This is a genomic window from Streptomyces sp. NPDC058964, from assembly GCF_042741275.1.
Classification (GTDB): domain Bacteria; phylum Actinomycetota; class Actinomycetes; order Streptomycetales; family Streptomycetaceae; genus Streptomyces.
The window spans coordinates 1-9537 of record NZ_JBHYKH010000350.1 but is presented as its reverse complement, the minus strand read 5'-3'; the positions used below and the strand labels follow the sequence as shown (position 1 = coordinate 9537).

At 71.0% G+C, this 9537-nt stretch carries 10 protein-coding genes; all 10 read right to left on the bottom strand.

Going from position 1 to position 9537, the window contains the following annotated elements; genetic code table 11:
* Window positions 1-42 precede the first annotated feature (42 nt).
* Complete coding sequence (nusB, locus tag ACFW2E_RS32445; protein WP_384471121.1) at window positions 43-471, bottom strand: transcription antitermination factor NusB; 429 nt, start codon at window positions 469-471, stop codon at window positions 43-45.
* A gap of 2 nt (window positions 472-473) precedes the next feature.
* On the bottom strand, window positions 474-1040 hold the full coding sequence (gene efp / locus ACFW2E_RS32440; RefSeq protein ID WP_384471118.1) for an elongation factor P: 567 nt from the start codon (window positions 1038-1040) through the stop codon (window positions 474-476).
* A gap of 210 nt (window positions 1041-1250) precedes the next feature.
* A complete protein-coding gene (locus tag ACFW2E_RS32435; protein ID WP_384471115.1) occupies window positions 1251-2357 on the bottom strand; it encodes an aminopeptidase P family protein in 1107 nt (368 codons plus the stop codon).
* Between the two features lie 81 nt (window positions 2358-2438).
* The gene (locus tag ACFW2E_RS32430; protein WP_384471112.1) at window positions 2439-3326 is read right to left on the bottom strand and encodes a Pro-rich N-terminal domain-containing protein; all 888 of its coding nucleotides are present in this window, start codon (window positions 3324-3326) and stop codon (window positions 2439-2441) included.
* A 189-nt stretch (window positions 3327-3515) separates the two neighbouring features.
* Window positions 3516-4607 (bottom strand): 3-dehydroquinate synthase, encoded by a 1092-nt coding sequence (gene aroB, locus ACFW2E_RS32425; protein ID WP_384471109.1) that lies wholly within the window; start codon window positions 4605-4607, stop codon window positions 3516-3518.
* Window positions 4604-5086: a shikimate kinase gene (locus ACFW2E_RS32420; RefSeq protein WP_384471123.1), complete on the bottom strand. Its 483-nt coding sequence runs from the start codon at window positions 5084-5086 to the stop codon at window positions 4604-4606. Before ACFW2E_RS32420 ends, aroB begins: the two co-directional genes overlap by 4 nt.
* 32 nt (window positions 5087-5118) lie before the next feature.
* Window positions 5119-6303: a chorismate synthase gene (aroC, locus tag ACFW2E_RS32415; protein WP_384471106.1), complete on the bottom strand. Its 1185-nt coding sequence runs from the start codon at window positions 6301-6303 to the stop codon at window positions 5119-5121.
* A gap of 175 nt (window positions 6304-6478) precedes the next feature.
* Complete coding sequence (locus ACFW2E_RS32410; protein ID WP_384471104.1) at window positions 6479-7318, bottom strand: shikimate dehydrogenase; 840 nt, start codon at window positions 7316-7318, stop codon at window positions 6479-6481.
* Complete coding sequence (gene mltG / locus ACFW2E_RS32405; protein WP_384471101.1) at window positions 7299-9002, bottom strand: endolytic transglycosylase MltG; 1704 nt, start codon at window positions 9000-9002, stop codon at window positions 7299-7301. Before mltG ends, ACFW2E_RS32410 begins: the two co-directional genes overlap by 20 nt.
* A 123-nt stretch (window positions 9003-9125) precedes the next feature.
* On the bottom strand, window positions 9126-9537 hold a 412-nt coding region (gene ruvX, locus ACFW2E_RS32400; RefSeq protein ID WP_384471098.1), incomplete at its 5' end, for a Holliday junction resolvase RuvX.

Here is a 9537-nt window from a genome sequence, read left to right as displayed (position 1 = left end):
GTTCGGTTCCCGCCACCCCGGCGTTTTCGGCACGTCGTGGAGCTAGTCGCGACGCAGCGAAGGCTTGAGGTCCTTCAGCCGGCCGAGCAGCCCGTTGACGAACGAGGGCGACTCGTCCGTGGAGAACTCCTTCGCCAGCTGCACCATCTCGTCGAGGACGACGGCGTCCGGGGTCTCGTCGACCCAGATCAGCTCGTACGCGCCCAGGCGCAGGATGTTGCGGTCGACGACGGGCATCCGGTCGAGTGTCCAGCCGACCGAGTACTGCGCGATCAGCTCGTCGATCCGCCGGGCGTGCTCGGCGTACCCCTCGACCAGCTGCATCGTGTACTCGCTCACCGGCGGCTGCCGGTCGTCGGTCCGGGAGAGCCGGATCCAGTCCGCGAGGACCGTCAGGACGCCGGCCCCGCGCTGGTCGCCCTCGAAGAGGATCTGGAAGGCGCGCTTGCGGGCCGTGTTGCGGGCAGCCACGGTTAGCTGTTCACCCGGCCGAGGTAGTCGCTCGTGCGGGTGTCGACCTTGATCTTCTCACCGGTGGTGATGAAGAGCGGGACCTGGATCTGGTGACCGGTCTCCAGGGTGGCCGGCTTGGTGCCACCGGTGGAGCGGTCGCCCTGGACGCCCGGCTCGGTCTCGGCGATGGTCAGCTCGACGGCGGCGGGCAGCTCGACGAAGAGCACCTCGCCCTCGTGCTGGGCGACGACGGCCGTGAAGCCCTCGATCAGGAAGTTGGCGGCGTCGCCGACAGCCTTGGGGTCGATGTGCAGCTGGTCGTACGTCTCCATGTCCATGAAGACGAAGTACTCGCCGTCCATGTACGAGAACTGCATGTCGCGCTTGTCGACGGTGGCCGTCTCGACCTTGACGCCGGCGTTGAAGGTCTTGTCGACGACCTTGCCGGAAAGCACGTTCTTGAGCTTGGTGCGCACGAAGGCCGGGCCCTTGCCGGGCTTGACGTGCTGGAACTCGACGACGGACCACAGCTGGCCGCCGTCGAGCTTGAGCACCATGCCGTTCTTGAGGTCGTTCGTGGAAGCCACGGTTGCGGAATCTCCTGGACTGACGTGGACGACCCCGGGGCAGGCGTCCAGCGGCGCCGGGGAAGTACGGGTGCGTTCCCGCGTCGTTCGGTGCGTGCTCTCGGTGTGCCGGGCGAAGGTCCTCGTAGCGGAGCTACTGGGGTCTTCGGCCGGTGCGGCGAGAGTGCGTGCCGGGCGGCGTGGGGACGTGCCTGAACTTCCCTGGGGTCGCTAGAGCGCGAGCAGCTCCTTGGTCGTGATGGTGAGTAGCTCGGGTCCGCCGTCCGCCTCAGGGCGTACGACGAGCGTGTCATCGATCCGGACACCGCCCCGGCCCGGGAGGTGGACCCCCGGTTCGACGGTGACCGGCACGCAAGCGTCCAGTTTACCCATGGCCGCGGGGGCCAGCTGCGGGTCCTCGTCGATTTCGAGTCCGACCCCGTGTCCGGTGAGCGGTTGGAGGCTCTCTCCGTACCCCGCGGAATCCAGCACCTGGCGTGCCGCGCGGTCCACTTCCCGGTAGGCGGCGCCCGGTGCCAGCGCCTCCCGCCCCGCGCGCTGGGCAGCGAAGACCAGGTCGTACAGCTCGATCTGCCAGTCGGCGGGCGACGTGCCGATCACGAAGGTCCGGCCGATCTCGCAGCGGTAGCCGCGATAGGTGGCCCCCAGACAGACGGACAGGAAATCTCCCTCCTCGACCCGCCGGTCGGTGGGCCGGTGGCCGCGGCGGCCCGAGTGCGGCCCGGTGGCCACGGAGGTGGGGAACCCCGGGCCGTCGGCGCCGTGGTCGACGAGACGCCGCTCCAGTTCCAGGGCCAGGTGGCGCTCGGTACGGCCGACCAGGATCGACTCCAGGAGCTCGCCCAGCGCCTGGTCGGCGATCTCGGCGCCGATCCGGAGACAGGAGATCTCCTCCTCGTCCTTGACGACCCTGAGCTGCTCCACCGCGCAGGCCAGGTCGGCGAGACGGAGCACCGGGGCGACCGAGGAGAGGGCCCGGTGCCGGGCGACGGTGAGGTGGTGTTCCTCGACCGCGAGGGAATCGGCGCCCTGGGCGGCGGCCAGGTCGGCCGCCGCGACCGCGGCGTCGCCTCCCGCGCCGGACAGGATGTGCACCATCAGGTTCTCGTCGGGCCGCCCTTCGAAGGGACGGTCCTCCGGCGGATCTGCACACACCAGCAGATCCTCGCGTTTGCCCAGCAGCAGAACGGCACCCCGCGGGGCCGCGCCCGCGAGATAGCGCACGTTGGCGGGGCGGGACACCAGTGCGGATGGGCTGCCGCCGGCGTTGCAGCGTTCTTTGAGCCGGGCTCGGCGGGCCGCGTACACCTCTGACATGACACGAGCGTAGGAGCGGTGGGCGGATTGTGCCGGTTGGGAGGGTGCGGTCGGGGGACGGGCAGGACCGGATACCCCTGGCTACCAGCTCGGGGGGCTTGCTATCGCCCTGGCCAGGACGTCGTCCAGCACGCGGGCCGTCCCGGGGACGTCGAGCTGGGAGTTGTCGATGATCGGGAGGCCCGAGCCGTACCAGCCGGCCATGCGGCCGTGGATGCGGGCGACCTCCTCGTCGGTGAGACGGCGGTTTCCGGTCCGCTCGGCGTTGCGCTCCAGGACGATGTCCAGGCCGGGGAGCAGGACCACCGGGAGCAGCCCGGGGCCCACGTGCCGCTTCCAGCCGCCCAGGCCCACCACCGGCCGGTCGGGGAAGACGGCGTCGTCGAGGATGCACGAGATGCCGTTGGCCAGGAAGTTCCGCGCGGCGAAACCGCAGGTGCGGCGGGCCAGGCGGTACTGCGCCTCCGAGTGGTCGTTCCAGCCGGACTGGGGGTCGGCGAAACCCGCGCGGACCCATTCGCGTACGTCGTCGAGGCTGATGTGGGCGGTGGGGACCCGACGGTGGTCGGCCCAGTACTTGGCCACGCTCGTCTTGCCCGCGCCCGCGGGGCCGATCAGCAGCACGGCCAGGGTCGTGGCCGTGGGGTCGGGCGCGGCCGCCGTGGCGGGCGGCGCGCTGGGTACGGCGACGGGGCCGCCGGGCGGCAGCGGCACATGGCCGGTGGTGTCGGGGGACGGCGGGGCGGGGGCGTGCTGCGGGACAGGGGGCTGCACGTGCGCGGGCGGCACCGGTCCCGACGGGACCCCGGTGAACCCGGGCACGGGTGGCGGTGGAGGCACGGGCGCGGGACCATGGTGGGCTCCCGGATGGTGGGAACCCGGGTGGTGTGCGGCCGGCGACCAGCCGGCCGCCGGTCCCTGCCCCGGCTGGTGGGGCGGCGGCAGCGGAGACCCCACTGCGTGCTGCATCCGGTGCCACTCCGTCTCGTTCTTCTTGCTCGGTTCACCACTCGCCGCAGGCGATCGGCGCTGGCAGCGGGGCACTTACCCCGCTCGCTACCGAACGGTACCGCCCCCGGCCGTCGTTTGGTGAACGGCCGGGGGCGGTGTGAAGTGCCCGCCCCGCAAGGCGAATCGGGCGGAAGGTACGCCGGGGTACTACTCGCCCACCTCGCCGTACGCGGCGAGCAGGACGGCCGGGTCGGGTCCCTCCAGGACGGTCGGCTTGGCGAGGCCGTCGAGGACGATGAACCGCAACAGGTCGCCGCGGGACTTCTTGTCGACCTTCATCGTCTCCACCAGCTTGGGCCACTGGTCGTAGCGGTAGTGCAACGGCAGCCCGACCGACTCCAGGATCGAGCGATGGCGGTCCGCCGTGGCGTCGTCCAACCGGCCTGCCAGACGGCCCAGTTCCGCGGCGAAGTGCATGCCGACGGAGACCGCGGCGCCGTGCCGCCACTTGTAGCGCTCGTTCTTCTCGATCGCGTGGCCGAGTGTGTGGCCGTAGTTGAGGATCTCGCGCAGGCCCGACTCCTTCAGGTCGGAGGAGACGACCTCGGCCTTGACCCGGATCGAGCGCTCGATCAGCTCGGCCGTGTGCGGGCCCGCCGGGGTGCGCGCGGCCTCGGGGTCGGACTCGATGAGCTCCAGGATCACCGGGTCGGCGATGAAACCGGCCTTGATGATCTCGGCGAGTCCGGAGACGTAGTCGTTGACCGGCAGCGACTCCAGCGCGGCCAGGTCGCACAGCACGCCCGCCGGCGGGTGGAAGGCGCCCACGAGGTTCTTGCCCTCGGCCGTGTTGATGCCGGTCTTGCCGCCGACGGCCGCGTCGACCATGGCCAGCACGGTCGTCGGGACCGCGATCCAGCGCACCCCGCGCAGCCAGGTCGCGGCCACGAAACCGGCCAGGTCGGTGGTGGCGCCGCCGCCGACACCGACGACGACGTCGCTGCGGGTGAACCCGGACTGGCCGAGCGCCTTCCAGCAGTAGGCGGCGACCTCGGCGGTCTTGGCCTCCTCCGCGTTGGGCACCTGGATGGCGACGGCGTCGTAGCCCTGGCCGGCCAGGTCGGCCCGCAGCGCGTCGCCGGTCTCCGCGAGGGCCTCCGGGTGGATCACGGCGACCCGCTTGGCCTTGTCACCGATCAGCCCGGCCAGCTCGCCCAGGAGTTGACGGCCCACCAGGACCTCGTACGGCTCGGTGCCCGCCGTGCCGCCGACCTGGATCCGCGTCACTGCCTCGCTCATGCTTCCTTCAACTCCAGTGCGTCCAGCGCTGCTTGGGTGACATCTTCGGGCGTACGGCCGTCCGTCGCCACGACGGCCGTGGCGACCTCCTCGTACAGGTGCCGCCGTGCCTCCATCAGCTCGCGCCACTGCTTGCGCGGATTGACGGCGAGCAGCGGCCGGGCCGCGTTCAGACCGGTGCGCCTTACGGCCTCCTCGACGTCCATCGAGAGGTAGAGGACGCGGTGCCCGCCGAGCAGGGCGCGGGTGTCCTCGTCGAGGATCGCGCCGCCGCCGAGCGCGAGTACGCCCTCGTGCTCGGCGAGGGCCCGGTGCACGGCCCGCTTCTCGACCGCCCGGAAGGCGGGCTCGCCCTCCTCCACGAAGATGTCGGCGATGGTCCGGCCCTCTGCGGCCACGATGTCGTCGTCGGTGTCCCGGTAACCGACGCCCAGCCGCTCGGCGAGCAGCTGTCCGACCGTGGACTTGCCCACGCCCATGGGGCCGATGAGGACGACCGCGGGCACGGTGCTCACCGGATCGCCAGGTTGTCGAGGTACGACTGGACGTTGCGGCGGGTCTCGGGGACCGAGTCGCCGCCGAACTTCTCCGCCACCGCGTCCGCGAGGACGAGGGCGACCATCGCCTCGGCGACGATACCCGCGGCCGGCACGGCGGAGACGTCGGAGCGCTGGTGGTGCGCCTGGGCGGCTTCGCCGGTGGTCACGTCCACGGTCCTCAGGGCGCGCGGCACGGTCGCGATCGGCTTCATCGCGGCGCGCACCCGCAGCAGCTCGCCCGTGGACAGCCCGCCCTCGGTACCGCCGGCCCGGCCGGAGACGCGCCGGATGCCCTCGGGCGTGCTGACGATCTCGTCGTGCGCCTTGGAGCCGGGCACCCGGGCCAGCTCGAAGCCGTCGCCGATCTCGACGCCCTTGATCGCCTGGATGCCCATCAGGGCACCGGCCAGCCGGGCGTCCAGCTTGCGGTCCCAGTGCACGTGCGAGCCGAGGCCCACCGGGACGCCGTACGCCAGCACCTCGACCACGCCGCCCAGGGTGTCGCCGTCCTTGTGGGCCTGGTCGACCTCCGCGACCATGGCCTTCGACGCGTCCGCGTCCAGGCAGCGCAGCGGGTCGGCGTCGAGCTTCTCGACGTCCGCGGGGGTGGGGTACACACCCTGCGGAGCCTTCACGGAGCACAGTTCGACGACGTGCGAGACGATCTCGATACCGGCCGTCTCCTTCAGGTACGACCGGGCAACCGCGCCGAGCGCCACACGGGCCGCCGTCTCGCGCGCGGAGGCGCGCTCCAGGATCGGCCTGGCCTCGTCGAAGCCGTACTTCTGCATACCCGCGAGGTCGGCGTGACCGGGGCGCGGGCGGGTCAGCGGGGCGTTGCGGGCGAGGCCGTCGAGGATCTCCTGGTCCACCGGGTCGGCCGCCATGACCTGTTCCCACTTGGGCCACTCGGTGTTGCCGACCATGACCGCGACCGGGGAGCCGAGGGTGAGGCCGTGCCGGACGCCGCCGAGGAAGGTGACCTCGTCACGCTCGAACTTCATCCGCGCGCCGCGCCCATAGCCGAGCCGCCGCCGCGCGAGGTGGTCGGCGACCATCTCGGTGGTGATCGGCACGCCGGCGGGAAGGCCCTCCAGCGTCGCGACAAGTGCGGGACCGTGGGACTCCCCCGCGGTCAGCCAACGCAGCCTGCTCAACGATGCTCCTCAGTGCTCGCGCCCTGGTACTGCCCTGCGTACGCGTGTCCTCGCGTACGGCGACGGCTCGACCGGGTGCGCGGCCCCGGCCCGCCACTTCCGATCCTCCCACGTCCCCGGTGCTGTCCGGCCGCCGGTCCAGCAAGCGGACGCGCGGCGGGAAGGAAACGGGAAGTCAGCGGTCGGCGAGCGCCTTCTCCCCGGCGCGGCGCATGGCATCGAGCGGGGCCGGGGTGTGGCCGGTCATCTGCTCGACCTGGAGAACGGCCTGGTGCACCAGCAGGTCGAGGCCGCTGACGACGGCCCCGCCGAACATGGACCAGCGGGCCGCGAGGGAGGTCGGCCAGGGGTCGTAGAGCACGTCGAAGAGGGTGGCGGGTCGTTCGGGTACGGAGGTGGCGAGCGCGTCGGTGGTGCCGGCGGGCGTGGTGGCGATCACGAGGGGGGCGTGCAGGGCCTGCGCCGCGTCGCCCCAGTCCGCCGTACGGACCTCGACGCCGAGCCGCTCGCCCCACTGCCGCATCTCGGCGGCCCGCTCCGCGCTGCGGACGTAGGCGACGACGTCGCCGGTGCAGATCCGGGCCAGCGCGGCCAGGGCGGAGGAGGCGGTGGCGCCGGCGCCGAGGATCGCCGCCGAGTCGACCTGTTCGATGCCGTGCTCGCGGAGGGCGGCCACCATGCCCGGGATGTCGGTGTTGTCCCCTACACGTCGGCCGTCCTCGGTGAAGACGACCGTGTTGACCGCGTCGACGGAGGCGGCCGTCTCGCTGATCTCGTCGACCAGCGTTATGACCGCCCGCTTCAGCGGCATGGTCAGCGACAGCCCCGCCCACTCGGGACCGAGCCCCTCGAAGAAGCCGGGCAGGCCGGCCTCGTCGACCTCGAAGCGCTCGTACGACCACCCGGTGAGCCCGAGCGCGTCGTACGCGGCCCGGTGCAGCACCGGAGAGAGGGAGTGGGCGATCGGCGAACCGAGCACGGCGGCCCGGCGGCCGTCAGTTGCCCGAGCTGGCATTGAACTTTTCCTTGAGCTTCTGGAATTCCGAATAGGTCTTGGCGAATTCGGTGTTGCTCTGCCCGTCGGTCGCCACGAAATAGATCCAGCCCTCGTGGGTCGGATTCAGTGCCGCCTTCAGCGCCTCGTCGCCCGGGTTGTCGATGGGACCGGGCGGAAGGCCCTTGTTGGTGTACGTGTTGTACGGGTCCTTGTTGCTGTTGATCTCGGACTCGCTGATGTGGATGTTGCTCGCGCCCTTCAGATAGTTGAAGGTCGAGTCGAACTGGAGCAACCGGTTGGTCTCGGTGTTCGTGGGCTTGAGACGGTTGTAGACCACCTCCGCCATCTTGCGGAAGTCGTCGTGCGTCTTGCCCTCGGCCTGGACCAGGCTCGCGACCGTGACCAGCTGGAACGGGTTGTCCAGGTGGAGCGCCCTGGCCTTCTTCTCCAGGCCCAGTTCCTGGTACTTGGCGGTGGCCTGGGCCACCATGCCCTTGAGGACGGCCTCGGGCTTCTGGCCCTTGGCGGCCGCGTAGCTGGAGGGGTAGAGGAATCCTTCCAGCGGGTCCTTGACGTTGGGGCGGTTCAGCGCCCAGGCGGGCAGGCCGAGGTGCTTGTACTCCTTCTTCGCGACACGCGCCGTGGTGCCCGCCGGCACTCCGAGACGCTTGTCGATCATTCCGTAGACCTCGGTGTTGCGGCGGCCCTCGGCGATGATCAGGTTGCTGCGGCTCTTCGGGCTGAGCATCAGTTCCACCGCGCTCGCGGCGGACATCTGCTTCTCCAGTGTGTAGACACCGTCCTGGAGCCCCTTGCCCCTGGGGTTCGCCTGCATCGCGGACACGAACGCGTCCGCGCTCTCGACGACGCCGGCCTCCTTCAGCTTCATGCCGATCGTGTAGCCGCCGGCGCCCTTCGGGATGACGACCACGACCTGTTCGCCGTTTCCGCTGCCCGCGTAGTCCGGAGCCGGGCCGAAACGATTTTGGTAGAAGTGGTAGCCGTAGTAGCCGACCGCACCGAGACCGCCGCCGAACACCAGGACGACGAACATGGCGGCGCAGCCGTTGCGGCGCTTCTTCTTGGCGCCCTTTCCGCCCTTGGGCGCCTTGCCCTTGCCGTCGCCGTGCCCGCGCCGGCCCTTCGGGGCGTCGTCCTCGTCGTCGTCGCCGTCCGCGAAGAAGGCGTGTTCGCCCTGGTCGGGACCGGGATCCCAGTCGGTCTCCGGATCCGCCTCCGGCTCCGGCTCGGGCTGCCTGCGGCCGGGCGGCCGCGGCGGCGGGTACGCGTCGGGGGTGCCGTAGAGGTCGGGCTGCTCGGCCCCGTACGCCACCGGCTGCTGGCCGTAGGGGTCGCCCGGGTCGGCGGCGTAGGGTACGTGCCCGTGGGTGCCGGTCGCGTCCCAGCCGCCCTGGTGGTACTGCGGCTGGGTCTGCGCGGCGTACTGCTGCTCGTCTTGACCGGTGTACTGCTGCTGTCCCTGACCGCCGTAGTACTGGTACTGCTGCTGGTCGTACCCGGCCTGCTGCCCCTGGCTCCAGTCACCCTGCTGCGGCTGCTGCGGATAGTGCTGCTGCTGGCCGCCGTAGGCAGCCTGCTGACCCACATGGGCCTGCTGCTGCCCTTCCCATCCGACGTCCCCGTAGAACGGGTCCCCCGGATGCCACGGTTCGGAGCCTGGGCCCCGGCCATACTCAGTCATCGATCCCCTAGAGCCGCGAGGCGGCAGCGACACACGGCCCGAGGGCCGGTTTCCGTTCCGCCTCTTGCTGTGCGGTGGCTGTTCGAACACCATCGCATCGCGCGGAACGTTACCGTATCGCGATCAGATGACCACTTCGACGCCCTCGCCGGGTGGTTTACCTGACACCCGTTCGGATTCCAGGGCCTGCTGCAGAATGATGACCGCGGCCGCCTGGTCGATCACGGAGCGGCCCTTTTTTGATTTCACCCCGGACGCACGCAGTCCCTGACTGGCCGTCACGGTCGTCATCCGCTCGTCCACCAGGCGAACCGGCACCGGCTCGACGCCCTTGGCCAGCTCCTGGGCGAAGGCACGGACCTTGACCGCGGCCGGACCCTCGCCCCCCTTGAGGGAGCGAGGGAGGCCGACGACGACCTCGATCGGCTCGTACTCCTCGACGAGCTGCCTGAGCCGTCGGTGAGCTGCCGGGATGTCGCGGCCGGGGACGGTCTCCACCGGGGTGGCGAGGATCCCGTCGGGGTCGCAGGAGGCG

What these genes read in the sequence shown, in the direction of transcription:
- ACFW2E_RS32435 (WP_384471115.1), bottom strand. Translation starts at nt 2,357, where the DNA reads ATGTCAGAGGTGTACGCGGCCCGCCGAGCCCGGCTCAAAGAACGCTGC.
- ACFW2E_RS32430 (WP_384471112.1), bottom strand. Translation starts at nt 3,326, where the DNA reads ATGCAGCACGCAGTGGGGTCTCCGCTGCCGCCGCCCCACCAGCCGGGG.
- aroB (WP_384471109.1), bottom strand. Translation starts at nt 4,607, where the DNA reads ATGAGCGAGGCAGTGACGCGGATCCAGGTCGGCGGCACGGCGGGCACC.
- ACFW2E_RS32420 (WP_384471123.1), bottom strand. Translation starts at nt 5,086, where the DNA reads ATGGGCGTGGGCAAGTCCACGGTCGGACAGCTGCTCGCCGAGCGGCTG.
- ACFW2E_RS32410 (WP_384471104.1), bottom strand. Translation starts at nt 7,318, where the DNA reads ATGCCAGCTCGGGCAACTGACGGCCGCCGGGCCGCCGTGCTCGGTTCG.
- mltG (WP_384471101.1), bottom strand. Translation starts at nt 9,002, where the DNA reads ATGACTGAGTATGGCCGGGGCCCAGGCTCCGAACCGTGGCATCCGGGG.